Origin of the sequence: Roseovarius sp. B08, assembly GCF_051417955.1 — a bacterium.
Lineage (GTDB): Bacteria > Pseudomonadota > Alphaproteobacteria > Rhodobacterales > Rhodobacteraceae > Roseovarius.
Genome location: NZ_JBPRLW010000001.1, coordinates 2,960,026 through 2,985,912, shown reverse-complemented (window position 1 = coordinate 2,985,912; position 25,887 = coordinate 2,960,026). Strand labels below are relative to the sequence as shown.

At 64.2% G+C, this 25,887-nt stretch carries 15 protein-coding genes and 4 pseudogenes; 12 read left to right on the top strand and 7 right to left on the bottom strand.

Annotation, left to right across the window (positions count from 1 at the left end; translation table 11 throughout):
- Positions 1 to 17: 17 nt before the first annotated feature.
- The 7 genes and pseudogenes from ACSQ76_RS15245 to bchF all read right to left on the bottom strand — a co-directional run bounded on the left by ACSQ76_RS15245 (position 18) and on the right by bchF (position 10,066).
- A complete protein-coding gene (locus ACSQ76_RS15245) occupies positions 18 to 1,457 on the bottom strand; it encodes an MFS transporter (RefSeq protein ID WP_437157250.1) in 1,440 nt (479 codons plus the stop codon).
- A complete protein-coding gene (gene bchM / locus ACSQ76_RS15240) occupies positions 1,454 to 2,134 on the bottom strand; it encodes a magnesium protoporphyrin IX methyltransferase (RefSeq protein ID WP_437157249.1) in 681 nt (226 codons plus the stop codon). The genes ACSQ76_RS15245 and bchM overlap by 4 nt, the downstream gene beginning before the upstream one ends.
- A 111-nt stretch (positions 2,135 to 2,245) precedes the next feature.
- Positions 2,246 to 3,142: a ferredoxin:protochlorophyllide reductase (ATP-dependent) iron-sulfur ATP-binding protein gene (gene bchL, locus ACSQ76_RS15235; protein ID WP_152493171.1), complete on the bottom strand. Its 897-nt coding sequence runs from the start codon at positions 3,140 to 3,142 to the stop codon at positions 2,246 to 2,248.
- 28 nt (positions 3,143 to 3,170) lie between these two features.
- A pseudogene (locus ACSQ76_RS15230) lies at positions 3,171 to 6,735 on the bottom strand (magnesium chelatase subunit H).
- A complete protein-coding gene (gene bchB / locus ACSQ76_RS15225) occupies positions 6,725 to 8,287 on the bottom strand; it encodes a ferredoxin:protochlorophyllide reductase (ATP-dependent) subunit B (RefSeq protein ID WP_437157248.1) in 1,563 nt (520 codons plus the stop codon). Before bchB ends, ACSQ76_RS15230 begins: the two are co-directional and overlap by 11 nt.
- Positions 8,284 to 9,570: a ferredoxin:protochlorophyllide reductase (ATP-dependent) subunit N gene (locus ACSQ76_RS15220; RefSeq protein WP_437157247.1), complete on the bottom strand. Its 1,287-nt coding sequence runs from the start codon at positions 9,568 to 9,570 to the stop codon at positions 8,284 to 8,286. Before ACSQ76_RS15220 ends, bchB begins: the two co-directional genes overlap by 4 nt.
- Positions 9,567 to 10,066: pseudogene (gene bchF, locus ACSQ76_RS15215) on the bottom strand (2-vinyl bacteriochlorophyllide hydratase). Before bchF ends, ACSQ76_RS15220 begins: the two are co-directional and overlap by 4 nt.
- 333 nt (positions 10,067 to 10,399) lie before the next feature.
- Between bchF and ACSQ76_RS15210 the strand changes: the two are divergent.
- The 12 genes and pseudogenes from ACSQ76_RS15210 (at position 10,400) to ACSQ76_RS15155 (ending at position 25,652) form a co-directional block, all read left to right on the top strand.
- The gene (locus tag ACSQ76_RS15210) at positions 10,400 to 11,203 is read left to right on the top strand and encodes a cobalamin B12-binding domain-containing protein (protein ID WP_306129552.1); all 804 of its coding nucleotides are present in this window, start codon (positions 10,400 to 10,402) and stop codon (positions 11,201 to 11,203) included.
- 34 nt (positions 11,204 to 11,237) lie between these two features.
- A complete protein-coding gene (gene ppsR / locus ACSQ76_RS15205) occupies positions 11,238 to 12,665 on the top strand; it encodes a transcriptional regulator PpsR (RefSeq protein WP_437157246.1) in 1,428 nt (475 codons plus the stop codon).
- A 118-nt stretch (positions 12,666 to 12,783) separates the two neighbouring features.
- Complete coding sequence (gene chlG / locus ACSQ76_RS15200; protein ID WP_437157245.1) at positions 12,784 to 13,686, top strand: chlorophyll synthase ChlG; 903 nt, start codon at positions 12,784 to 12,786, stop codon at positions 13,684 to 13,686.
- Positions 13,683 to 14,849 carry an MFS transporter gene (locus ACSQ76_RS15195; RefSeq protein ID WP_437157244.1) on the top strand — a complete coding sequence of 389 codons (1,167 nt, stop codon included), beginning with the start codon at positions 13,683 to 13,685 and terminating at the stop codon, positions 14,847 to 14,849. Before chlG ends, ACSQ76_RS15195 begins: the two co-directional genes overlap by 4 nt.
- Positions 14,850 to 14,937: 88 nt before the next feature.
- Positions 14,938 to 16,116, top strand: coding sequence for a geranylgeranyl diphosphate reductase (locus ACSQ76_RS15190; RefSeq protein ID WP_437157243.1), 1,179 nt, complete (start codon positions 14,938 to 14,940; stop codon positions 16,114 to 16,116).
- A complete protein-coding gene (gene idi, locus ACSQ76_RS15185; protein ID WP_437157242.1) occupies positions 16,113 to 16,646 on the top strand; it encodes an isopentenyl-diphosphate Delta-isomerase in 534 nt (177 codons plus the stop codon). Before ACSQ76_RS15190 ends, idi begins: the two co-directional genes overlap by 4 nt.
- 84 nt (positions 16,647 to 16,730) lie before the next feature.
- On the top strand, positions 16,731 to 17,621 hold the full coding sequence (locus ACSQ76_RS15180) for a LysR family transcriptional regulator (protein ID WP_306129558.1): 891 nt from the start codon (positions 16,731 to 16,733) through the stop codon (positions 17,619 to 17,621).
- A gap of 86 nt (positions 17,622 to 17,707) precedes the next feature.
- Positions 17,708 to 19,394: pseudogene (locus tag ACSQ76_RS15175) on the top strand (NAD(P)H-dependent oxidoreductase subunit E).
- Positions 19,395 to 19,397: 3 nt separating this feature from the next.
- Positions 19,398 to 22,159, top strand: a pseudogene (gene fdhF, locus ACSQ76_RS15170) (formate dehydrogenase subunit alpha).
- A gap of 201 nt (positions 22,160 to 22,360) precedes the next feature.
- A complete protein-coding gene (locus ACSQ76_RS15165) occupies positions 22,361 to 23,056 on the top strand; it encodes a GntR family transcriptional regulator (RefSeq protein WP_306129561.1) in 696 nt (231 codons plus the stop codon).
- 4 nt (positions 23,057 to 23,060) lie between these two features.
- Positions 23,061 to 24,419, top strand: a complete 1,359-nt coding sequence (frc, locus tag ACSQ76_RS15160) for a formyl-CoA transferase (RefSeq protein ID WP_437157241.1) — start codon at positions 23,061 to 23,063, stop codon at positions 24,417 to 24,419.
- A gap of 249 nt (positions 24,420 to 24,668) precedes the next feature.
- On the top strand, positions 24,669 to 25,652 hold the full coding sequence (locus ACSQ76_RS15155) for a Bug family tripartite tricarboxylate transporter substrate binding protein (RefSeq protein WP_437157240.1): 984 nt from the start codon (positions 24,669 to 24,671) through the stop codon (positions 25,650 to 25,652).
- Positions 25,653 to 25,887 lie beyond the last annotated feature (235 nt).

Below are 25,887 nucleotides of genomic sequence, written 5' to 3'. Positions count from 1 at the left end.
TTCCATGGATCGGCACATCATGTCGGGAAGTCGGCCAGGCCGATGCGGGCCGCCTCCGATGGGGTAGAATGGGTGGCGGCGCGCGGGTTGCGCACCAGTGGCCCGATGACGGCGAGCGTGACGAAGAGAAGGGCGATTTCTGTGTGGTAGACGAAAGTGTAGCCGGTGGCCGGCGTGTTCAGTACCTCGCCCCAGGCGCCGGAGGTCGCGGCGGCGTTGACCGCGTCACGGATGCCGCCGCCGAACGCGATGGCGAGCCCTGCCGCCGTGGCCTGCGCGGCACCCCAGGCCCCGAGTGCCAGGCCGTGGCCGGCCTTGCCTTGGGTCGTCATGGTCATGGCGGCCGTCAGGGTCGAGACAGCGAAGACACCGCCACCCAGCCCGATCAGGCAGGCCCCGGCAAAGAACAGAGCGGTCGAGTTCATCGGTGCGGCGAAGACGACGATGGCGAAGGCCGCGATGCCGATCAGCACGCCGAGGGCTGCCAGCCGGTGCGCGTTGCGCCCCTGCGCCAGTGAGCGCCCGGTCCAGACAAAGCCTGCGAGTGCGCCGGCGGCCCAGAGCGCGGTCAGAAGCGTGGTGGACGACACCGAGAGGCCCAGGATCTCGCCACCGTAGGGTTCCAGCAGCACGTCCTGCATGTTGAAGGCCATCGTGCCGATGAAGACCACCGCCAGAAGGCGCCCGGCTTGGCCGCCCGCCATCAGGTCGGCCCAGGCCTCGGCAAAGCGGGGGCGGGGGGCGGCGCGCTCGGCCTTGGTCATAGGCGCCATTTTTTCCTGTTTCCACAGGGCGATGAGATTGATGACGATGCCTGCAAGCGCCGCGCCCTGGACCACGCGGATCAAGGCCAGTTCGCTGAAGTCGCGCAGGAGCCAGCCGATAACGATGGCCGAGATCCCCATGCCAAGCAGGAACATCACGTAAAGCAGGGCTACGACGCGCGGGCGCGTTGTCTCATCGGCGCGGTCGGTGGCGAGCGCCAGACCGGCGGTTTGCGTCATGTGCAGGCCAAGGCCGGTCATCAGGAAGGCCAACCCTGCCAGCACCTCGCCCGCAAAGGGCACGTCGTGCACGGTATTGCCCGACAGGACCAGAAGCGCGAAGGGCATCACGGCAAGACCGCCCATCTGCCAGAGCGAGCCGAACCAGAGGTAGGGCACACGTTTCCAGCCGATAGCGCTGCGGTAGGTGTCCGAGCGAAAGCCCAGAAGCGTGCGGAAGGGCGCGATCAGGACCGGCAGTGCGATCATCACGGCGACGATGGTGGCCGGGACGGAAAGCTCGACGATCATGACGCGGTTGAGTGTGCCCAGCAGCATCACCGTGGCCATGCCCACCGACACCTGAAAGAGCGACAGGCGCAGTAGCTCGCCGATCGGCAACCCCTCGCTGGCCGCGTCCGCAAAGGGCAGGGCGCGCAGGCTGAGATGCTTGAGGGGCGACGGACGGCTCATGCAGTCACCTCCATCGCGTGGGAAATGTAGAAACCCGAGGTCACGCGCTGGAGCGGTGCGAGCCTGCCGATGCCTTCGGCCCGCGCATAGGCGCGCGACAGGCGCGCGGGGCTGTGCGGGATCATCGTGGGCGACCGGTCCGAGCGCGGGAAAAGCTTGCCCGCGTACCACATGCTCATCAGCAGCGGCGTGCGCGGGGCGATGGTGAAGACGATCCGGCCCGAGGTGCGCGCCATGAGCGTCGCCAGCGACCGGGCGATATCGGCGTCGCGGTAATAGATCAGGCTGTCCATCGCCAGAACGTGGTCGAACCGGCCCAGCCCCTCGTCCAGCATGTCGCCGGCGTGAAAGGTCACGCGGTGTGCCAGCGTTTCGGGCAGGCGCCGTTGCGCGATGCCCACGAGCGAGGGCGAAATGTCGACCGCCACCACGTCAGCCCCGCGCGCGGCGAGTTCGGTGGTCATGGCGCCGGTGCCGCAGCCCGCGTCGAGGATGCGCGCGCCGCGCAGGTCATTGGGCAGGCGCGACAGCATCTGTTCGCGCATCGCGTCCCGCCCGCGCCGCACGGTTTCCCGGATCTTGGAGACCGGCGCGTCGCTGGTCAGCGTCTCCCACGTGCGGGTGGCGGTCTTGTCGAAATAGGTCTCGACCCGGGTGAGCGTGCGGTCATAGGTCATGCCGTGCCCCTGCGCGCGTCGCGCCCCGGACTTGATCCGAGTCCTCCACGCTGGCCGGGAGGTCCCGGCTCAGGGCCGGGACGGCGGTGCGATATGTTGCGGCGTTGTTCATCAATCGAAACCAAGCAATTCGAAGATGTCGCGGTCTTCCATCGGGGCGGGGGCCAGCGGTTCGGTGCCGCGCCAGAGGGTCTCGGCCAGTTGGACGTATTCCTTGCGGGCCATGACGATGTCTTCCTCGTCGGGCATCTCGAAGAGGGTTTTCTTCTTCAGACGCGAGCGGCGGATGGCGTCGTAATCTGGCATATGCGCGATGCGGTTGAAGCCGACCTTCTCGCAATAGCGGTCGACCTCGTTGGTCTCGCGCGAGCGGTTGGCGACGCAGCCCGCCAGCCGCACCTTGTAGTTGGCCGATTTGGCCTGCACCGCGGCGATGATGCGGTTCATCGCGTAGATGCTGTCGAAATCGTTGGCGGTGACGATGACCGCGCGGTCGGCGTGCTGCAAGGGGGCCGCGAATCCGCCGCAGACCACGTCGCCCAGCACGTCGAAGATCACCACGTCGGTGTCTTCCAGCATGTGGTGCTGTTTCAGCAGCTTGACGGTCTGGCCCACGACATAGCCGCCGCAGCCGGTGCCGGCGGGCGGACCGCCCGCCTCGACGCATTTCACGCCGCCCCAGCCATCGGCCACGAAATCCTCGGGGCGCAGTTCCTCGGGGTGGAAATCGACCTCTTTCAGAATGTCGATCACCGTGGGCTGCAGGCGGCCGGTCAGGGTGAAGGTGCTGTCATGCTTGGGATCGCAGCCGATCTGAAGCACGCGCTTGCCCATCTTGGCGAAGGCCGCCGACAGGTTCGAGGACGTGGTCGACTTGCCGATCCCGCCCTTGCCGTAGACCGAGAAGACCTTGGCCCCTTCGATCTTCATCGATGGGTCCTGGTGAACCTGAACCGATCCTTCGCCGTCTTGGCCCCGGAGGGCCGGGATGTCGTCGCGAGGGCTCATATGTCGCCTGTCCTTTCGGTATTGCGTGTCATTCTGCGGCGACTCCTTCGAGGTGATCTTCGAGGGAGTCGGCGGCGTTGCGCAGGGCCGAGAGAGTGTCCTCGTCGGGCTGCCAATACGCGCGGTCATGCGCCTCGAGCAGGCGGTTGGCCATGCGGGAAGAGGCGGTCGGGTTGAGATCCGACAGCCGCTGGCGCATGTCCGCGTCCAGGATGAAGGTCTCGGACAATCGCTGGTAAACCCAGGGCTCGACCTGGCCGGTGGTGGCGGACCAGCCCATCGTGTTGGTGAAGGCGCTTTCGATCTGGCGGACGCCTTCGGCGCCGTGTTGCATAAGCGCCTCGTGAAACTTGGGGTTCAGGGCGCGGGAGCGGGATTCCAGCGAGACCTGGTCGGCCAGCGTGCGCACCTTGCCCGCCCCACGCGTAGTGTCGGAGATGTAGATCGCCGCCTCTTCACCGCCGCGGGCGCGCTTCACCGCTCGGGAAATGCCGCCCAGCGTGTCGAAATAGTGGTCGACGGTGGTGACGCCCAGTTCGACGGATTCGAGGTTCTGGTAGGCCAGTTCCACGTCGCCAAGCGCGGTTTGCAGCAGTTTGTCGTTGGCCGCGGCCTTGCCGTCGACACCGTAGGCGAAGGATTTGCGCGACAGGTAGGCGTCGGCCAGTTCGTCCTCGTCGTCGAAGGCGGAGCTGTCGACCATCATGTTGACGTTCGAGCCATAGGCGCCCTCGGCATTGGAGAAAACGCGCAAGGCAGCGGTTTGCAGGTCGCAGCCGATCTTCTCGGCATAGGCGAGTGCGTGGGCGCGGATGAAGTTCTGTTCGACCGGCTCGTCGGCCTGGGCGGCCTTGAGCGCGGCCTCGGCCAGCAGCTTGGTTTGCAGGGGGAGAAGGTCGCGGAAGATTCCAGAGAGGGTCATGATGACGTCGATGCGCGGACGGCCCAGCTCCGTGAGTGGGATCAGGTCCGCGCCGCAGAGACGCCCGAAACTGTCGAAGCGGGGGGTGGCCCCCATCAGGGCTAACGCCTGTGCCAGTTGGGAGCCGTCGGATTTGATATTGTCGGAGCCCCAGAGGACGATCGCCACGGTGCGCGGCAGGGTCTTGTGCGTTTCCAGCAGAAGCTGCGCCTGTGCCGCGCCTTCGCGGCAGGCGAATTCGCTGGGCATGCGGAAGGGGTCGAAGGCGTGGATATTGCGGCCCGTGGGCAGGATATCGGGCGAGCGGATGAGGTCGCCGCCGTGCACCGGGGGTGTGAAGCCGCCCGCAAGAGCGTGCAGGAGGGCGGGGATCTCGGTGCTTTGTTTGAGGTGTTTGTCCGCAGTGGCGCGGGTCTCGGCATCTGCGTCGGCCATGAGATCGAGATACTCGGTGCGGGCCGTGTCGGACATGCGCCGGCCCACCACGTGCAGACCCTCTGGGATGAGTGCATCCTCGGTCTCCAGGAGCTTGAGCCAAAGCGTTTCCGGGTCCGAGCCGCCCAGATCCACCGCCTCGGCTTGTTCGGCGATGAGCGTTTCCAGATCGGCGCGTTCGGATGCGCCGGGACGTGTGGCGCGCCAGCGGGTCAGGCTGTCTTTCAGCTCGGCCAGGCCCTTGTAGAGGCCGGCGGTGGCCAGGGGCGGGGTGAGGTGCGAAATGGTGACGGCGCCCGAGCGGCGCTTGGCGAGGCTGGCCTCGGACGGGTTGTTGGCGGCATATAGATAGATGTTGGGCATCTCGCCAATCAGGCGGTCGGGCCAGTCGCGGGGGCCAAGACCCGCCTGCTTGCCGGGCATGATTTCCAGTGCGCCATGCATTCCGAAATGGAGGATGGCGTCGGCTTCATACGTGTTGCGCAGCCACTGGTAGAACTGCACGAAGGCATGGGTGGGTGCGAAGCCGCGCTCGAACAGGAGGCGCATCGGGTCGCCCTCGTAGCCGAAGGCGGGCTGGACGCCGACGAAGACCTTTCCGAAATTCTGCCCCAGCACGAAGACGCCGCGCCCGTCGGATTGCACCTTGCCGGGAGCGGGGCCCCAAACCTTTTCGATCTCGGTAAGGTGGGGCGTGTGGGCGACGATGGTGTCGGCGCTGACATGGGCGGCGACATTGGCCTCTTGCCCGTATTGAGCGGCGTTGCCTTGCAGGACGGTGGCGCGCAGGGCGTCGACGGTTTCGGGTACCTCAATGTCGTAGCCTTGGGCCTGCATTTCCAGCATGATGTTGTGCAGGCTTTCGAACACGGAAAGATAGGCGGCGGTGCCCACGGCGCCCGCGTTCGGCGGAAAGCCGAAGAGCACGATGGCGATTTTCTTTTCCGCCAGTTTGCGGCGGCGCAGGCGGATCAGGCGTTCGGTCTTCTCCACCAGGCTGTCGATGCGTTCAGGACAGGGGAGCCATGGCCTTGGTGTCGGGAGCCGCGCTGCATTTGCGGTGGCAGCCGTCGCAGCCTGCCGGGCCATGGCGGCCAGCAAAGACCGTGGGGCAGGTCGCACCGTCGAGTTCCGGCAGCGCGATGAGCATCGTCGTTTCGATCGGGCCGAGGCCCTGGGGCGAGGCGGCCCATTGGCCCAGCGTCTGGAACTCCAGCGGGTGGGCGGCGATGTAGGGCAGATCGAGGCTCTTGAGTACCGAAATGGCCGCGTCGTTGTCGTTATAGGCGGGACCGCCCACGAGGCTGAAGCCGGTGAGGGACACCAGCGCGTCGATCTTTGGGCCAGCTTCATTCCGGAAGAACGCGTCGATTGCCGGACGTCCGTCGAGACCGCCTGCAAAGGCGGGAAGGACGTTAAGCCCACGCGCGTTGAGGGTGCGGATGACGGCGTCATAATGCGCCGTGTCGCCCGACAGCACGTAGGAGCGCATCATCAGCAGGCCCACGGTGAATGCGCCGGGGATGTGGCCGGGCAGGTCGGCGGGGTCGGTGGTGATGCGGTCGGGCAGGTCGGGATGGTACAACCCAGTATCGGGGTATTCCACCGGCAGGGCAACGCGGGCACCGCGCCACTCGTCATGGCGGCAGTAGCGCGAGACGAGGAAGCGGATCAGGCCTTCGACGTTTTCGTCCGACGCGCCGAGCCAGTATTGCATCGTCAGAAACCATGCGCGCAGGTCCTGGGCCTTGCCCGGGATCAGCTTGAGGATGCGCGGCAGGCGGCGCAGCATCTTCATCTTCTTGGCGCCGCTGTCGACATTCTGCTTGGTCTGGCCACGCAGCTTTTTCATCAGCTTTCGGGTGCCGGATTCGGGCGCCTGCATGTCGAGCGTGCCCATACGGGTCAGGCGCACGATCTTGGCGTCGGCGATGATGCCCGCCAGCGCGTCGCAATCCTCGCGCCGCGCCTCTAGGTCGGGCAGGATCGCGTTGATGTGGTCTTCGAGGAAAAGAAGGTTGGCGATGAGGATGTCGCCCGTGGCGATATCGGCGCGGGCGGCGGCCAGGGCGGCGTCGCTTTCGCGCCATTCGGCGGCGGCATGGACCTTGAGCTCCAGCCCCGGGAAATCCATGCCGAGATTGAGCGCCGCGCGTTCGCAGGACCCGGCGGCGTGGCTGTCCAGCGTCAGGATCACGACCTTGTAAGGACGGCTTATCATGGCATCATCGCGCATAATGGGCTTTTGCCTCGTAAAGCGTGTCGAGGCTGATCTGCGTCATGCCGCGCTCGGCGGCGAAGGTTTCTGTGTTGCGGCGGGCCTTGCCGCGCACGAAGAAGGGGATCTTCTTCAGTTCTTTTTCCGCGTCGTCGAGCCAGGTGATCGAACTGTTGTCGTTGGCTGGCTGCGGTTTCTCGGCCGGATGGGCGATAGGTCCCGGGTCAAGCCCGGGACGGTCTTCCGCCTTGCGGTCGACCGCCTTGTGACCATGGTGGCTGGCGCCGGCGTCGTCGTGGAACTCGAAATCGTCGCGGAACATGTGCAGCAGGTGCTCTTCCAGCCCCATGACCAGTGGGTGCACCCAGGTGTCGAAAATGACGTTCGCGCCCTCGATGCCCATCTGCGGGCTGTAGCGGGCGGGGAAATCCTGAACGTGGACGGGGGCGGAAATGACGGCGCAGGGGATGCCGAGGCGCTTGCCGATATGGCGCTCCATCTGGGTGCCGAGGATCATCTCGGGCGCCAGTTCCTCGATCCGTTGTTCGACGTCGAGGTAATCGTCGGTGATCAGCGCCTCGACGCCGTAGTCTTTGGCCAGGGCACGGATCGGGCGGGCCATCTCGCGGTTGTAGCAGCCAAGGCCGGCCACCTCGAACCCCATCTCGTCTCGGGCGACGCGGGCGGCGGCGGCGACATGGGTGCCGTCGCCGAAGAGGAAGACGCGCTTGCCGGTGAGATAGGTGGAATCGACCGAGGCCGAGTACCACGGCAGGCGCAGGCGGCTGTCGTAGAGGTTTGGCTCGTGCCCCGTGATCTCGGCCACCTCGGCGATGAAATCGCGGGTGGCGCCGACACCGATGGGGACGGTCCTAGTGAACGGCTGGTCCAGTTCACGCTTCATCCAGCGGCAAGCGGCCTCGCCGGTTTCGGGGTACATCAGCACGTTGAAATGCGCAGCGCCCAGCCGCGTCAGATCCTCGGGCGTCGCATTGAACGGTGCGCAGACATTGACCGAGATGCCCATGTCCTCGAGCAGTGCGGTCACCTCGGTAATGTCGTCGCGATGGCGGAAGCCCAGCGCGGTGGGACCGATGAGGTTGGCGGTGACGTGGCCTGTACGCTCCATCGGGCGGGCGAGGTGCCGCACCAGCTGGAACAGGGTTTCGTCCGCGCCGAAGTTTTCCTTGCGCTGGTAGCTGGGCAGGTCCAGCGCAATCACGGGGCAGGGCAGACCCATCTGTTCGGCCATGCCGCCGGGGTCGTCCTGAATCAGTTCGGCCGTGCAGGAGGCGCCGACGATTATCGCCTGAGGTTGAAACCGGTCATAGGCTGTCTGAGCCGCGGTTTTGAAAAGGTTTGCCGTGTCCGCACCCAGATCTCGGGCCTGAAATGTTGTATAAGTGACAGGCGGGCGGTGGTTGCGCCGCTCGATCATGGTAAAGAGAAGGTCGGCATAGGTGTCGCCCTGCGGCGCATGCAGGACGTAGTGCAGGCCCTTCATCGCGGTGGCGACGCGCAGGGCGCCCACATGCGGCGGGCCTTCGTATGTCCAGACCGACAGCTTCATTCCGCCGCCTCTAGCCGCAGCTTGGCACGGCGGTGCAGGGGTCGCGAGAAGAGGCCGGCAAGGTCGCCTGCCTGTTCGTAGAAATGCACCGGGGTGAAGACCAGTTCGATGGCCCACTTGGTGGCCAGTCCCTCGGCCTCGAGCGGGTTGGCGAGGCCGAGACCGCAGACCGTCAGGTCGGGCTGGGCCACGCGGCAGCGGTCGAGCTGCATCTCGACATCCTGGCCCTCGGAGAGCGTCGGGCCCTCTTCCAGCAGGTCGAGGTCGGGGCCGACGACGCCCTTGTGGATATAGGGCGCGCCGACTTCGAGGGCGGTCATCCCGCATTCGCGGGTCAGGAACCGGGCCAGCGGTATCTCGAGCTGGCTGTCGGGGAAAAAGAAGACGGATTTGCCGTCCAGTTTCTCCGCCGCCTGCGAGATCGCTTTTTTGGCCCGTGCGCGGGGCGCGTGTGTTACAGTGTCGAACAGGGTGATGTCGACACCGAACTCCATTGCCACGGCGCGAAGCCACGCGGTGGTGCCTTCTTCGCCGAACGGGAAAGGCGCAGGAATGTGACGCGCCCCGCGCTTTCCAAGTGCGGCGAGGGTGCCGCCGAGGAAAGGCTGGGTAAGGATGAAAGAGGTGTTGGGACCAACCGCGAGAGTGCTGTCGGCGCGGCGCGCTGGCAGCACTTTCACGGTGTCGATGCCCATTTTGGACAGAAGGTCGAGCATCTGGTCCTCGACAACGTCGGGCAGAGCGCCGACAACGAGAAGCTGACGCTCGTCCGTCTCCGGCAAGACAGGGACCATCGAGGCGAGGCAGGCATCCTCGCCCTCGGTAAAGGTCGTTTCGATGCCAGAGCCTGAGTAGTTCAGCACCCGCACATGCGGCGCATATTGCAGCGAGAGCTTTTCGGCGGCGCGGGCAAGGTCCAGCTTGATTACCTCGGACGGGCAGGAGCCGACGAGGAAAAGCTGGCGGATATCCTTGCGGCGCTCCAGCAGGCGGGCAACCTCGCGCTCAAGCTCGGTTTGGGCATCGGCAAGGCCGGCAAGATCGGTCTCCTCGAGAATGGCGGTGCCGAAACGCGGCTCGGCGAAGATCATCACGCCGGCGGCGGATTGCAGCAGATGGGCGCAGGTGCGGCTGCCCACGACAAGGAAAAACGCGTCCTGCATCTTGCGGTGTAGCCAGATGATTCCCGTCAGGCCGCAAAAGACCTCGTGCTGGCCGCGCTGTTTCAGGACCGGGGCGTCGCGGCATCCGGCGGCCGGAAGAGTCGTGGAGACGTCCGTCATGCCGGGACCTCGGACAGGCCCGCCGATTGCAGTCGAGCTGCGCGCAGTTTGAGCAGGAATTGGGCGGCGTTGAAGGCGTAGGCGGCATAAGCGGCGAGCGCCAGGATCATCAGGCCTTGGGGCGTGAGGGAGGCCGTGAACAGTGCCCAGAGATACGCGGTGTGAAGCGCGATGACGGCAAAGCTGAAGACATCCTCCCAGAAGAAGGAAGCTGCGAAAAGATACTGACCAAAAACAATTTTTCCCAGATCGCGCCAGTTATCATGATCACGTAGAGGAATCCGGTCTTCATCAGGATAGACCAGGTGGCGAGCATGTAGCCTTCGCCGGTTGACAGGTAGCGGATCACCAGGCCGAGCGAGATCAGGAAAACGAGGAATTGGGCGGGGGCGAGGATGCCCTGCACGGTGGTCCAGATACTGGCGTCGCGGCGGACGCGCTGCTCGGGTGTGTAGAGCAGGGCGCGGTTCGCGTTTGATGACGCTCGAAGCGACATGGACTCCCCCTCTCAGGCCATGAGATTCTGGTTTGATGCTAGGGTGCGGCCCACCAGAGTGTCAATTAAAATTTACACTTTGCGGCGTCGCGTGGTGTCAACACTATGTGGTGGTTCGGTAACCCGAATCACGGAAGTCGGTTAGGTTCATTCAATGGAGCATTGGCGTATTCCAGGTGGAGATTGCCGTTCAGAAACATGGGGTTGAGGTTTCGTGTTATGCGTGTGTGTCAGGAAAAATTGACATTGAAGAGCCGCCGGCGCACACTATCCTCGTCAGCGAAATTTCCGATCGCTTGCGGATCGTGACGGTGACGACGCGGGGGGAGACGCGTGACAGAGTCCTGGGACAAAAAAGGCTCCGGCCTATCGACAGTGCAACAGCCAGCCATACGGTTTCTGGTCGAGTCGGCGCTCAGAACGGTGATTTCCAACACGGCCAAAGCCGAACCGCGAACCCGCGAGCAATGGATCGAGCGCCTGGTCGAGGCGCTGATGTCCGAGTCCGACAGCAGCTATCGCGCGGTCGTCGCGTCGCTGATGGCCAGCGGTGTGAGCACCCAAGAGATCTTTCAGTCATACATCCCGACTGCCTCGGCCTATCTGGGCGAGCTCTGGGTCAGCGATCGGGCGAGCTTCGTGGATGTTACGGTCGGCGCTTCGCGGCTGCAGGGCCTGTTTCGCAACAAGCCGGCCGACGCGCCGGCCCGGTGGAGCGATCGGAGCATACCGCTAGGCCAATCTGTGCTCATGGTCGTGCCGCAGTTCGAGCAGCACGCGCTGGGCGCCTTCGTGGCGGCCGATAACCTGCGCCGGCATGGGCTTTGGGTGCATATGGCCATCGGCCTCAGGCAAGAGGAATTAGCTGAACTTGCGGGCAGTCGCCGGTTCGCCATGATCGGAATATCGGTCGCCACGCGGAATTCGGTTGAAAAAACCACCGGACTTGTAGATTACGTGCGTTCAAATACGGACTATCTGCCGCCTATCGTGATCGGGGGGCGCGCCGTGGAGGCCGATCCGAAAGCCGTTTCAAAGACCGGCGCGGATTTCTCGGTACGCACGGCACGGGAGGCGATAGAGAAGTGTGGTTTGTCGAGCGTCTCGGAAGCTCTTCCGTTCAGCGGTGTTCTGTGACGCTTATTGGTTTGGGGAAGATCGGAGTGGTCTGATGACCCGTGAGACTCGGAAGTCGGAGAGACTGCGCGCCGGTGCCTTGCCCGATCCCACTGGGGTGGAAAACATCGTAGAGCAGGCCGGCGATCTGGCCGTCTATATCTCGGCCGACGGCGAAGTTGCCGGCATTTCCGTCAATCCCGATTGCCCGTCGCTGGGGTGTCTGGACCACTGGGTCGGGCGGCCGTTCGAGAATTTCCTGACCGTCGAGAGCAAGGATAAGTTCGACCGGCGCGTGGCAAAGATGCAAGCCGATCCGGATGTGACGCCGCGGGCGCTGGAATTGAACCACGTCGACAACGCCACCTGGGAATTCCCGATCCGGTACACGCTTCACCGTGTCTATGAGGGGGGCGGTATGCTGCTGCTCGGTCGGGATATGCAGCCCATCGCCGAGGTTCAGCAGCGCCTTGTCGCGGAGCAGACGGCGCGCGAGCGCGATCAGCAACGGCTGCGCGGCGAGCAGACATTTTATCATGTCGTCCTCGAGGCGTCGGAAACCCCGCTGATTCTGGTGGAACCGGAAAAAGGTCGCATTCGCGACCTGAATAGTGCGGCGGCGGTTCTTCTGGGCACGACGCCCGAAACGCTGAGCGGGTCGTCGCTGGCGCAGGCGTTCGATGGACGCAAGCGCGAGGAGCTGATCGAGGCGATGCGCAGTGCGGCAGGATCGCGCGAGGCGCGCGGTATCGACCTGGTGGCGCGGCGCAACGAGCGCGATCTGAAGCTCTACCCCGAATTCTTCCGTGCAGCGGGCGAACTTTTCATTCTGTGCCGTGTGCGGCCCGTAGATGGCGAGGCCGGGGACTCGATCGAGGTGGCGCAGGTCATGGGCGCGCTTTTTGCAGCCGCCAGCGATGCTATCGTGATCACCGACGGCAAAGGCGTTATCCGGGATGCGAACGAAGCGTTTCTGACCATCGCGGATGCCGCGCAACTGCGCGATGTCAGGGACACCAATCTTGCCGATTTCCTCGTGCGCGGAGCGGTCGATACCAAGCTGATGCTGGAGACGGCGTCCAAGCAGGGGCGGCTGCGGGCCTATGCGACGCAGATTGCAAGCGTGGTCGGCACGCGCGCCAGTGTCGAGGCCTCGGTGACGCGGCTGCGCGACCCGTCCGGTGATTTCGGCTACGGTTTCATCTTGCGCAACACGGCGCTGAGCGAAGGCGCGGATGCTGAAGTGACCAGCGTGGTCAGCGAAGAGGCCATGAAGAATGTCATGGACCTGGTCGGAACAGCATCGTTGAAGGAACTTGTTTCCGCCACTTCGGACGTGATCGAAAAGCTGTGCATCGAGACGGCGGTTCAGTTGACCGGGAACAACCGGGTCGCGGCGGCGGAGATGCTGGGGCTCTCGCGGCAGAGCCTGTACGTGAAGCTCCGCAAACACGGCCTGATCAACGCGACCGCGGACGAGTAGGCGGCCGAAAGCTTTGAGAAGCATTGGGAGTCCTATCTGAAAGGATTTCCGCTCGGCAGCGAGTGGCGGGCCAAAAAAGACCTTTCCCGAATCCGATATGTAAACCATACATGACACCATGAGTGTCTCCTTGGGCATACGGGCGTTGCGTCGCTGGCCTGAACCGCGCGCCATCTTGACCTTGATCAAGCCGATCACGTGGTTCCCTCCGGTCTGGGCGTATCTTTGCGGCGTCGTTTCCAGCGGCATTCCGGTGATGTCGGCGCCGTGGCTGGTCCTGATAGGCGTTGTGCTGGCCGGACCCGTTGTATGCGGCATGAGCCAGGCGGCCAACGACTGGTGCGACCGGCATGTGGACGCCATCAACGAGCCGCACCGCCCGATCCCCTCTGGGCGCATTCCGGGCCGATGGGGTCTGTGGATCGCCTTGGTCATGAGCGGCATGGCGCTGGCGCTCGGGGCGACGCTGGGCCCGTGGGGCTTTGGCGCGACGGTATTTGGCGTGCTGGCGGCCTGGGCCTATTCGGCCGAGCCTGTCCGACTCAAGAAATCGGGCTGGTGGGGGCCGGGCCTGGTGGCGCTGTGTTATGAAGGTCTGCCGTGGTTCACCGGCGCAGCGGTGCTGTCGGCAGGTGCGCCGACCTGGCAAATCGTGGTGCTGGCGCTGCTTTATGCCGTGGGCGCACACGGGATCATGACACTCAACGATTTCAAGGCGCTGGAGGGCGACAGGCAGACGGGCGTGAACTCCCTGCCTGTCACGCTGGGGCCGGAGCGTGCGGCGCGCGTGGCGTGCTGGGTCATGGCGGTGCCGCAGGTTGCAGTGATCGCTCTGCTGGCGGGGTGGGGGCAGGTGTCTCACGCCGCTGGCATCGCGGCATTGCTGGTGGTACAGCTTTGGGCAATGCGCGTGATGCTGGCCGAACCCAAGGGCCGCGCGCCCTGGTACAACGGCACGGGCGTGACCCTGTACGTCAGTGGCATGATGGTTGCAGCCTTCGCGGCGAGGGGGCTGGTATGACACTGGGATGGGGCGGTATCGCACGGCTTTGCCTCGCCAACATGGCAATCGGCGGGATGGCCGCACTGCCGGTGAACCTGTTCAACCGGCTGATGACGGTGGAACTTGCCCTGCCCGCGCTGCTGCCCGGGTTTCTGGTGGCGCTGCATTATGCCGTACAACTGTCGCGGCCTGTCTGGGGGCACAGGTCGGATGCGCGCGGCGGGCGGACACCTTTCATCCTGGGCGGGACGCTTGTGGTGGGAGCGGGGTTGGTCCTGACGGCTTGGGCGATTGCCTTTGCGCCGAGCACGCAGGTTGCGATTGCGGTGTGGATCCTGGCCTATGCGCTGATCGGATTCGGGATCGGCGCGGCTGGCACGTCGTTTTTGGCGCTGCTGGCGACGGCGGCACCGGACGAGAAGAAGGGGGCGGCTGCCACCTTTGCATGGCTTATGCTGATCGCGGGGGCGATTGCGGCCTCGGTGGGGGCGGGGATCGCGCTGAAACCATACAGCCCGGAGCGCCTGATGATGGTGGTGCCGGTCGTGGCGGCGGCCTGTTTCGTGGCTGCGCTGATCGCGACGTGGGGCGTCGAGCGGCGGCTGGGGTCTGTGCCTGCGCCGCAGGAGCCCAAATTGGTCCCGGCCCTGCGGGCAACGTGGCAAGACCCTGCGGCGCGGGCCTTTACCGGCTTCGTGTTCCTGTCGATCCTTGCGTTCTACCTGAGCGAACTGGTGCTGGAGCCTTTCGCAGGACATATTCATGGTCTGAGCCCGGATGAATCGACCAGGCTGTCGGGCGGCAAGGATGGCGCCGCGCTTCTGGGCATGCTGTTAGCGGGGGCCTTTTCGACCTTCGGGATGGGCGGTCTCAGGGCATGGGCCGTGACAGGCTGCGTCGTTTCGGCTTTGGGCTTGCTGGGGCTTGGCGCAGGGGGCGCGCTGGTACCGTTCACGGTGATCCTGGGTCTTGGCAATGGCCTTTTTGTGGTGGGGGCCATCGGGTCGATGATGCGGCTGGCGGCGGCGCAGGAAGGGGCGGCCGGCACGCGGATGGGCGTCTTCGGCGCGGCGCAGGCCGTCGCCGCCGGACTGGCCGGGCTGATTGCCACGGGTACGCTGGACGCGGCCCGTACGATGATGAGCGACGGGGCAGCCTATGCTGCCGTTTTTGGGCCTTGAGGCCGTCCTTTTCTTGGCCGCCGCGCTGGTGGCGGTGCGCATCCTGCACCGGCCGCCCGCGCCGCTGCTGCAACCGGGAGAATGAACCATGTATGACGTTGTGGTGGTGGGAGGCGGGCCGGGCGGGGCCACGGCGGCCGAAGACCTGGCGCGGTCGGGCCACAAGGTGGCGCTGCTGGACAGGGCCGGACGGATCAAGCCTTGCGGAGGGGCGATCCCGCCGCGGCTGATTGCGGATTTCGACATTCCCGAGGCTCTGCTGGTGGCCAAGATCACCACCGCGCGGATGATCTCGCCTACCGGGCGCAAGGTGGACATCCCCATAGAAAACGGGTTCGTCGGCATGGTGGATCGCGAGGATTTCGATGAGTTCCTTCGTGCCCGGGCCGAGGAGGCCGGCGCAGTGCGCGCCACCGGGACTTACCGGCGCATCGCGCGGGAGGACGGACAAACCCGGGTGATCTATCGTGACAAGGTCAGCGGCAACGAGCGGGAGCTGCCCTGCAGGCTGGTGATCGGCGCGGATGGCGCGCGGTCGCACGTGGCGCGCGCCGAGGTCGAGGGCGGGGACCGAATTCCCTATGTCATCGCCTATCACGAGATCATCGCCGCCCCGGTTGCGGTGGGAGAATACGACCCGACACGCTGCGACGTCATCTATGACGGCAGGATTTCCCCGGATTTCTATGGCTGGGTCTTTCCGCATGGCAAGTCAGCCAGTGTCGGCATGGGCTCGATGGTACGGGAGGTGGACGTCAAGCAGGCCACCGCCGATCTGCGTGTGGCGAGCGGGCTGGCGGGGTGCGAGACGATCCGCAAGGAAGGTGCGCCAATTCCTCTGAAACCGCTAGACCGTTGGGACAACGGTCGCGACGTGGTGCTGGCCGGGGATGCGGCCGGCGTGGTCGCGCCCAGTTCAGGTGAAGGCATCTACTATGCCATGGCAGGCGGGCGCGTTGCGGCCACGGCAGCGGCGGCGACACTGGCCTCGGGGCGGGTCAAGGATCTGCGGCTGGCGCGGCAGCTGTTCATGAAAGAGCACAAGACGGTGTTCCGGGTGCTGGCCTCCATGCAGAATGCCTATTACAAGTCGGACGAGCGGCGCGAACGGTTCGTGTCGCTGTGCCATGATATCGACGTGCAGCGTCTGACCTTCGAGGCGTATATGAACAAGAAACTGGTAAAGGCCCGGCCCATGGCCCACCTGAAGATCGGGTTGAAGAACCTGGCGCATCTGACGCGGCTGGTGCCGGCGGCCTATACATGAGCGTGATGATCCCGACATGGGTCGGCGGCGATCTGGTGGCCGTCGAGAAGCTGGAAGCACATGAGCGCGGGTTGCGGCACAAGGCGGTGTCCGTCTTTGTGCTGTGCGGCAACGAGGTGCTGATCCAGCGGCGGGCGTTGGGCAAGTACCATACGCCGGGTCTTTGGGCGAACACCTGCTGCACCCATCCGCATTGGGGCGAGGACCCGGAAGCCTGCGCGCATCGCCGACTGAAGGAGGAACTGGGCATCGAGGGCCTGGCGCTAAATTATCGCGACCAGCTGGAATATCGCGCCGATGTGGGCAAAGGAATGGTAGAGCATGAGGTTGTCGACGTGTTCGTGGCCTCGGTCCCGGAACGGATTGCCGCGCGGCCGAATCCGTCGGAAGTGATGGACACCGCCTGGGCCGATCTTGACGCGCTGGCGGAGTGGGCGCGCAGCATGCCGGAGATCTACACGCCGTGGCTTCGCATCTACCTCGAAGAACATGCAGCGCAGATCTTCGGAAGGGCGGAGAGCCCGGTCTGATCCGGCAAGGGTTCGTTTCAAATAGACATCCGGCGCGCGTCTTGATTTAGTCCGGCGCGATTGGCGGCCGAAGATGGAGCGCACGTGCTTGACCTCAAAGACCTGCAATTTCTGACCGCGCTGGCGCGGCAGAAGCATTTTGCTCGCGCCGCCGAGGAATGCGGCGTGTCGCAGCCTGCGTTTTCGATGCGGATCGCCAAGCTGGAAGAGCATCTGGAGACCAAGATCGTTCACCGGGGCAATCGGTTTCAGGGGCTGACGCCGGACGGGGAAAGCATAGTGCGCCATGCGCTTCAGATCCTCGAGGACGTCAAGCGGCTGGAAACCGAGTTCAGCGCCGAGCCGGGCGACGTCACGGGCGTGCTGTCGCTGGCGGCGATACCGACGGCTGCGGCGCTTGCGGCAAAGACGGTGATCCGGCTGCGAGAGGCAAACCCAGGCATCACGGTGCGGGTCAAGACGATGAACTCGCTGGCGATTCTGCACGGGCTTGAGGCTGGCACCTACGATGCCGGGATAACCTATACCGACAGCGCCAATTCCGAGAGCGCGATCCACAGCTTTTTGAGCGTGACGCCGATTGACGACGAGCAATACGTGCTGCTTGTGCCCGCCGGGATGGTCGAGGAGGGCAAGACAGAGATCACCTGGAAGGAGGCCGGCGCCTTGCCGCTGTGCCTGCTGGAGCCTGGGATGCAGAACCGGCATATCATCGACACGGTGTTCCAGGAGGTGGGCACGCGTCCGCGAGTCGTGGCGGAATTGTCGGGCCTGACCGCGGGGGTTGTGATGGCCATCCAGGGCGCGGCGGCAACGGTGGTTCCCAAGGTGCTGGTCGAGAATACCGGCGCGCCGCGGTCGGTGCGCATCCTGCCGCTGGTGGAGCCTGAGGTGCACAAATCGCTCAGCTTGGTGACCGCGGACAGAGGTCCGGCGCTGCGCACGGTACAGGCCCTGAAAGAGGTCCTGCAATAAGGCCTGCTTATCGTGGGTTTGAATCATACGATTTTTGATCGCGTAATGCATGCTTTAGTATCCCGGAAGCAACGGGAGGACCGATCATGGCATTGGACGATCGCAGCGGCGTATGGAAATCTGGCAAGGGCAAGGGGCGGCATACGCCCAAGGGCCGGCAGCTGGAAGACCAGGCCTGGGAAGAAGTACGCGACCTTCTGGGGGATGCGCCCCGGCGGCGTGACCTGCTGATAGAATACCTGCACCTGATTCAGGACAAATATGGCCACCTTTCGGCGGCCCATCTGCGCGCGCTGGCAGAGGAAATGCGCATCTCGCAGGCCGAAGTCTATGAAGTCGCAACATTTTACGCGCATTTCGACGTGATCAAGGAAGGCGAGGTTCCACCCCCTGCGCTGACCATCCGGGTCTGCGATTCGCTCTCGTGCGAGCTGGCCGGGGCACAGCAGCTTAAAGCGGCGCTGGAGGATGGCATGGACCCTTCCGAAGTCCGCGTTTTGCGCGCGCCCTGCATGGGGCGCTGCGACACTGCCCCGGTGCTGGAGCTGGGCCACAATCACATCGACAACGCGACGGTTGAGAAGGTAGAGGCCGCGATTGCCGCGGATGACACCCACGCGCATATCCCCGATTACGAGGATTTCGCGGCCTACAAGGCCGATGGCGGCTATGAAAAGCTGGCGGAAATCCGCAAGAATGGCGATTTCGAGACCATTCAGCAGACCCTGCTCGATTCGGGGCTGCGCGGTCTGGGCGGCGCTGGTTTCCCTTCGGGCAAGAAATGGGGCTTCGTGCGGGCCGAAGCCGGGCCGCGATACCTGGCCGTCAACGGCGACGAGGGCGAGCCCGGCACGTTCAAGGACCGTTACTATCTGGAGCGTACGCCGCACCTGTTCCTTGAGGGCATGCTGATCGCCGCCTGGGCGGTCGAAGCGAAGACCTGCTTCATCTACATGCGCGACGAATATCCCGCCGTGCTCAAGATCCTCGCCAAGGAGATCAAGGCGCTGGAAGAGGCGGGCGTCGTCGAGGAAGGATATATAGAACTGCGCCGCGGCGCGGGGGCCCTATATCTGCGGCGAAGAAAGCGCGATGATCGAATCGATCGAAGGCAAGCGCGGCCTGCCGCGACACCGCCCGCCTTTCGTGGCGCAGGTCGGCGTCTACAACAAGCCGACGCTGGTGAACAATGTCGAGACGCTCTACTGGGTGACCCGCGTTCTGCGCGAAGGCGGCGAGATCCTGTCGGGCGTCGAGAAGAACGAGCGCAAGGGCCTGAGGTCCTTCTCGGTCTCTGGCCGGGTGAAGAACCCGGGCGTGCACTTGCTGCCCGCCGGGTCGACCATCCTGGATATCGTGGAGGCCGCCGGGGGGATGCTGGACGGTCACACGCTGAAGGCCTACCAGCCGGGCGGTCCGTCCTCGGGGCTGCTGCCCGCGCATATGGATGACGTGCCGCTGGATTTCGACATGTTGCAGCCGCATGGCAGCTTCATCGGATCGGCTGCCGTTGTGATCCTGTCGGACAAGGACAGCGCCAAGGAAGCCGCCATTAACATGCTGAAGTTCTTCGAGGACGAAAGCTGTGGCCAGTGCACGCCGTGCCGCGTGGGCTGCGAAAAGGCCGTCAAGCTGATGCAGGCGGACAAGTGGGACCAGTCACTGCTGGAAGAGCTGAGCCAGACCATGGTGGATGCCTCCATCTGTGGCCTTGGGCAGGCGGCGCCCAACCCCATTCGCCTGACGATGAAACATTTCCCGGACGAGGTGTAAGACATGACCGACAAGATCAAGTTCACACTCGATGGCAAGGAAGTCGAAGCCGAAAAGGGCATGACCATATGGGAAGTGGCCAATGGCCGGGGTCTGAAGATCCCGCACCTGTGCCACAAGCCCGCGCCGGGGTATCGCCCCGATGGCAACTGCCGCGCTTGCATGGTGGAGGTCGAGGGCGAGCGGAACCTCGTGGCCTCGTGCATTCGAGAGCCCAGCGAAGGCATGAACGTCACGACCAACTCGAACCGTGCCGCGACCGCGCGCAAGATGGTGATGGAAATGCTGGTGGCCGACCAGCCCGAGCCCGAGAAGGCGCATGACAAGTCGAGCCACTTTTGGGACATGGCGAAGCTGGCGGGCGTGTCGGAAAGCCGCCTTCCCAGGCTGGAGCCGGACCGCGTGCCGCTTCTGGATGACAGCCACGTCGCGATGAGCGTCAACCTGGATGCCTGCATTCAGTGCAACCTGTGCGTTCGCGCCTGCCGCGAAGTTCAGGTCAATGACGTGATCGGCATGGCCGGACGTGGTCATGACAGCTTTCCCACCTTCGATTTCGACGACCCGATGGGCGAAAGCACCTGTGTGGCCTGCGGCGAATGCGTGCAGGCCTGTCCGACAGGCGCGCTGATGCCGTCCACGGTGGTGGACGACGCGCAGGTGGGTGACAGTGCGGATTATGACCGCGAGGTCGAGAGCGTGTGCGCCTTCTGTGGCGTTGGCTGTCAGATCAGCATGAAGGTCAAGGACAACAAGGTGAAGTACGTCGAGGGGATCAACGGACCCGCGAACGAAGGCCGCCTGTGCGTCAAGGGCCGGTTCGGCTATGACTATATCCACCACTCGCACCGCCTGACCAAACCGCTGATCCGGCGCGAGGATGCGCCCGCGAAGGGGTTGAACGTCGATCCTGACAACTGGCAGGACTTCTTCCGCGAGGCCTCGTGGGACGAGGCCCTGGACGTGGCGGCGAACGGCCTGAAGGGCCGGGGCCGCGAGGTGGCCGGCTTCGGCAGTGCGAAATGCACCAACGAAGAGGCGTACCTGTTCCAGAAGTTCATCCGCCAGGGCTTTGGTCACAACAACGTGGACCACTGCACGCGGCTGTGCCACGCCTCTTCGGTGGCGGCGTTGATCGAGAACGTCGGCTCGGGGGCCGTGACCGCGACCTTCAACGAGATCCAGAACGCCGATGTGGCGATCATCATCGGGGCCAACCCGATCGAGAACCACCCCGTCGCGGCCACCTATTTCAAGCAGTTCACCAAGCGCGGTGGCAAGCTGATCGTGATGGACCCGCGTGGTGTGGGGATGAAGCGTTTTGCCTCGCACATGCTGCAGTTCAAGCCGGGCGCGGACGTGTCCATGCTGAACGCCATCATGCACGTGATCGTCGAGGAAGAGCTTTACGACAAGCAGTATATCGAGGCCTTCACAGAGAATTGGGAGGCCGAGAAGGCGCATTTGGCGCAATTCCCGCCCGAGAAGATGGAAGAGCTCTGCGGCATTCCCGCCGAGACCCTGCGGGAGGTCGCTCGCGAGTTTGCCACGGCGCAGTCCGGCATGATCTTCTGGGGAATGGGCGTCAGCCAGCATATCCACGGCACGGATAATTCCCGCTGCCTGATCTCATTGGCGCTGATGTGCGGTCATGTGGGGCGGCCGGGCACGGGTCTGCACCCTTTGCGCGGCCAGAACAACGTGCAGGGCGCGTCCGACGCGGGCCTCATCCCGATGTTCCTGCCCGACTATCTTTCGGTCACGGATGACGGCGTGCGCAAGGCGTTCACCGAGGTTTGGGAATCCGGTGATTTCAGCAGCGAGAAGGGCCTGACCGTCACCGAGATCATGGATGCGGTGCATGATGGACAGATCAAGGCAATGTACGTGCTGGGCGAAAACCCGGCAATGAGCGACCCTGACGTGGAGCACGCCCGCGACGCGCTTGCGATGCTGGATCACCTTGTGGTGCAGGACATCTTCATCACCGAAACGGCCAACTATGCCGACGTGATCCTGCCGGCCTCGGCCCTTTACGAGAAATCCGGCACGGTATCGAACACCAACCGGACCGTGCAGATGCTGCGCCAGGCGGTGCCGCCGCCGGGCGAGGCGAAAGAGGATTGGTGGATCGAGGTCGAACTGGCCAAGCGCTGCGGCCTGAACTGGACCTATACCGACCCGTCGCAGGTGTTCAACGAGATGGCGATCAACATGCGCAGCCTCGACAACATCACCTGGGAACGCCTGGAGAAGGAGGCAGTGACCTACCCGTCGCTCAGCCCGGAGGACCCCGGCCAGGCCGTGGTGTTCGGCGATGCCTTCCCGCGGCCTGAAGGACGCGCCCGGTTCACTCCGGCCAGCGTGATCCCGCCCGACGATCTTCCGGATGCGGACTATCCGATGGTGCTGACCACGGGACGGCAGCTGGAGCACTGGCACACCGGATCGATGACCCGCCGGGCCAGCGTGCTGGATGCGGTGGAGCCCGAAGCCAACTGCTCGCTGCACCCCTCGACCTTGCGCAAGCTGGGGTGGAGCCGGGCGGCATGGTGCGGATCACCACCAAGCGCGGCTCGATCGACGTGATGGCACGGGCCGACCGTGCGATTGCGCCGGACATGGTATTCATGCCGTTCGCCTATGTCGAGGCGGCGGCGAATATCCTGACCAACCCGGCCATCGACCCCTACGGCAAGATCCCCGAGTTCAAGTACTCGGCGGTGCGAGTGGAAAAGGTCGAAGAGGCGGTGGCGGCGGAATAACCCGCGCGTCGATCATAATTCGCGAAGGGCCGGGGCTTCCCCGGTCCTTTGCTTTTGGCGCCGTCGAGATCGGGAGACACCGCGACAGAACAGCGCTTTTTCTGCACCTACAAAAGTTTACCGTTGCAACAGGCTGGTTCGTGGTATACCAGATTGCGGATTTAACGATTCATTTAACGACTGAAAAACCGGTGTGCTGCCATGAAACTCAATCCGATCGACACGACGGTCACGCTCAAGGACCACATCTATAACCGCATGCGCGAGGCGATCCTCGACATGGACATCTATGCGGACGATGTCGACCTGCGGCTGGACGAGCGTGGACTGGCGGATCAGTTGGGTGTCTCCCGGACGCCGCTGCGCGAGGTTCTGGTGCGTCTGGAGCAGGAAGGTCTGCTGGAGGTGCGCCCGCGCCGTGGCATTTTCGTACAGCGCAAGACGCTGTCGGATATCCTGGAGATGATCGTTGCCTGGGCAGCGCTGGAAAGCATGGCCGCGCGGCTGGCGTGTGACACTGCGACGGATCGCCAGATCGCCGGCCTGCGGACCATCGCGGCGAAATACTCGGTGTCCAAGTCCGGTGCGGACATCGCGGAGTATTCCGACGACAACATCCGTTTCCACCAGAAGATCCTCGAAATCTCTGGCTGCGAGCTGTTGTCCCGCATGGCCGAGAACCTGTTCGTGCACATGCACGCGGTACGCCGCCGGTCCATGGCCGAGGAAGACCGCGTGCCGCAATCGGTGGCGGATCACATGGAAATCATCGAGGCGCTGGAGGCGCGCGATGCGGACCTTGCCGGGGCCCGCGTGCGCGATCACACGATGCGCCTGCACGACCACGTGCGCGAGGTCTGGACCCGCGCAGGAATAACGAAAAACATGGGGGAATAACCTGATGAAAGCATTGGACGGCATCAAGATTCTGGACTTCACGCATGTGCAGTCCGGTCCGACCTGCACGCAGCTTCTGGCGTGGTTCGGGGCGGATGTTCTGAAGGTGGAGCGGCCCGGCGTGGGCGACGCCACGCGGCAACAGCTGGTGGATGTGCCGGGCGCGGACAGCCTTTACTTCACCATGCTCAACCACAACAAGCGCTCGATCGAGCTCAATTCCAAGAACGAGACCGGCAAGCAGGTTCTGACCCGGCTGATCGAGGAATGCGACGTGCTGGTCGAGAACTTCGCGCCGGGCGCGCTGGATCGCATGGGCTTTTCCTGGGAGCGGATCCAGGAGATCAACCCCAAGATCATCATGGCCTCGGTCAAGGGCTTCGGCCCCGGCAACTACGAGAACTGCAAGGTCTACGAGAACGTGGCGCAATGCGCCGGCGGGGCGGCCTCGACCACCGGCTTCCGTGACGGCCCGCCCCTGGTGACCGGCGCGCAGATCGGCGACAGCGGCACCGGGCTGCACCTGGCGCTGGGCATCATGACGGCGCTTTTCCAGCGCGAGCGTACCGGCCGCGGCCAGAAGGTGCTGGCGCCGATGCAGGACGGGGTGCTGAACCTCTGCCGCGTCAAGCTGCGTGACCAGCAGCGGCTGGAGGCCGGGCCGCTGAAGGAATACAGCCAGTACGGCGAGGGCATCGAGTTCGGCGAGGCGACACCGCGCGCGGGTAACGACTCGGGCGGCGGCCAGCCGGGCCGGATCCTGAAGTGCAAGGGCTGGGAGGACGACCCCAACGCCTACACCTACTTCATCACCCAGGCCGCGGTGTGGGAGCAGATCTGCGACGTGATCGGCAAGCCCGAGTGGAAGACGGCCGAGGGCTATGCCACGCCGCCCGAGCGGCTGGACAAGCTGAACGAGATCTTCGGCACGATCGAGGAGTGGACCATGACCAAGACGAAGTTCGAGGTGATGGACATCTGCAACCCGCTGAACATCCCCGTGGGCCCGATCCTGTCGACCAAGGAGCTGATCGAGGACGACGGGCTGCGGGCGACCGGTACGATCGTCGATGTGGACCATCCCAAGCGCGGCAAGTACGCGACGGTGGGCTGCCCGATCAAGCTTTCGGACAGCGCGGTGGAGGTGACCCGTTCGCCGCTTCTGGGCGAGCACACGGTGGAGATCCTGCGCGACGTGCTGGGCTATGACGGAGGAGGAGCTGCAGGCCGTGCTCGACAGCGGCGCGGTCGGAGACCCGCAGAGGACTGCGGCGGAATAAGGATCATGCCAGGGGCAGGCCGGTGCTGGCCTGCCCCTGACCGCGGGCAGATCTTGATGCATTGCATGAAATTTGCTTCGTAGGCCATTTACGCGAAAGCATTTTCTTACCTCCGTTTTCACTCTGTCAGACGGGTGGTGCGGCGCGCGGGGCGTGTCGCGGAAGAATTTCTTGCAATGAAGCCGTACATGTTATTTGTTGCTGGGGCGTGTAATTTTATTTCGCGCCTCGGGTTTCGTGTGCAATTAAAAACAATTGTATGCAATGCGGGTTGGTTGGGAGGATCAGCTAGCGCGCCGGCGACCAGCCGGAACACCATAGGGAGGAGAACCATGAAGACCTTTAAGCTACTTGTAGCGAGCGCATCTGCGCTGGCATTGACGGCGCCCGCGGCGCTGGCGGAATGGCAGCCGCAGAAGCCTGTCGAGTTCATCATCATGGCCGGCACCGGCGGTGGTGCGGACCAGATCGCACGGCTGTTGCAGGGCCTCATCCAGAAGAAGGATCTGAGCCCGCGGCCGTTCATCCCGATCAACAAGCCGGGCGGGTCGGGCGCCGAGGCGTTGCGCTATCTGCAGGACAAGGCGGGTGACAACCACGTGGTGATGATGACGCTGAACAGCTTTTACACCACGCCGATCATCCAGGAGGACCTGGGGGTCGACGTGACCGAGTTCACGCCGATCGCGCTGATGGCGATGGACACGTTCCTGCTGTGGGTCAACACCGACCGCGAGGACATCGCCGACCTCGAGAGCTTCAACGCGGCGGTGTCCGAGGCGGGGCTCGACTGGAAGGTCGGCGGCACCGGATCGGGCCAGGAAGACAGCGTTCTGACCGCGATGATGGAGGCCGAATTCGGCTATGACGTGACCTACATTCCGTTCCCCGGCGGCGGTACGGTGGCCAAGAACCTTGTCGGTAATCAGATAGATAGCACCGTCAACAACCCCGCCGAGCAGATGGAGTTCTGGCGCGCGGGCAACACCAAGCCTCTGGTGCAGTTCACAGCCGAGCGGATGCCGGCCTTCCCGGACGTGCCCACGGCCAAGGAGCTGGGCGTGGAGATCGAGTACTACATGCAGCGCTCGGTCAACGGCCCGCCGGACATGGATCCCGAGGCGGTGGAATGGTACACGAACCTGTTCCAGGAGCTTTTCGACAGCGAGGAGTGGCAGTCTTACTGCAAGTCGGACGGCCTGACCTGCGACCAGATGATGAAAGGCGAGGACCTGGCCACGTTCCACGAGAACCAGAAGGTCGCGCATGAAAAGCTGATCGAGAAGGTCGGCGCAAGCGCGATCACCGGCGAATAAGACAAGGCATATCACCGAAAGGTTAACGGTGATTTGAGGTCGAGGGCGGCGCGGACCACGCGCCGCCCTTTTTTCAAGGCGCAAGGGGTAAACAGCGCCGGATTCGGCGTCAATGGCACGTCGGTATCGCGTCGGTATCCGAGTGGCATGGCGTCGGTGCCATTTTCCCACCTTTCGGGGGTTAACAGGGCGACCGTTGCAAGACGCGCGGAAAAGTCTTCTCAAGACTTTTGCC

What these genes read in the sequence shown, in the direction of transcription:
- ACSQ76_RS15245 (WP_437157250.1), bottom strand. Translation starts at nt 1,457, where the DNA reads ATGAGCCGTCCGTCGCCCCTCAAGCATCTCAGCCTGCGCGCCCTGCCC.
- bchM (WP_437157249.1), bottom strand. Translation starts at nt 2,134, where the DNA reads ATGACCTATGACCGCACGCTCACCCGGGTCGAGACCTATTTCGACAAG.
- bchL (WP_152493171.1), bottom strand. Translation starts at nt 3,142, where the DNA reads ATGAGCCCTCGCGACGACATCCCGGCCCTCCGGGGCCAAGACGGCGAA.
- bchB (WP_437157248.1), bottom strand. Translation starts at nt 8,287, where the DNA reads ATGAAGCTGTCGGTCTGGACATACGAAGGCCCGCCGCATGTGGGCGCC.
- ACSQ76_RS15220 (WP_437157247.1), bottom strand. Translation starts at nt 9,570, where the DNA reads ATGACGGACGTCTCCACGACTCTTCCGGCCGCCGGATGCCGCGACGCC.
- ppsR (WP_437157246.1), top strand. Translation starts at nt 11,238, where the DNA reads ATGACCCGTGAGACTCGGAAGTCGGAGAGACTGCGCGCCGGTGCCTTG.
- chlG (WP_437157245.1), top strand. Translation starts at nt 12,784, where the DNA reads ATGAGTGTCTCCTTGGGCATACGGGCGTTGCGTCGCTGGCCTGAACCG.
- ACSQ76_RS15195 (WP_437157244.1), top strand. Translation starts at nt 13,683, where the DNA reads ATGACACTGGGATGGGGCGGTATCGCACGGCTTTGCCTCGCCAACATG.
- ACSQ76_RS15190 (WP_437157243.1), top strand. Translation starts at nt 14,938, where the DNA reads ATGTATGACGTTGTGGTGGTGGGAGGCGGGCCGGGCGGGGCCACGGCG.
- idi (WP_437157242.1), top strand. Translation starts at nt 16,113, where the DNA reads ATGAGCGTGATGATCCCGACATGGGTCGGCGGCGATCTGGTGGCCGTC.
- ACSQ76_RS15165 (WP_306129561.1), top strand. Translation starts at nt 22,361, where the DNA reads ATGAAACTCAATCCGATCGACACGACGGTCACGCTCAAGGACCACATC.
- frc (WP_437157241.1), top strand. Translation starts at nt 23,061, where the DNA reads ATGAAAGCATTGGACGGCATCAAGATTCTGGACTTCACGCATGTGCAG.
- ACSQ76_RS15155 (WP_437157240.1), top strand. Translation starts at nt 24,669, where the DNA reads ATGAAGACCTTTAAGCTACTTGTAGCGAGCGCATCTGCGCTGGCATTG.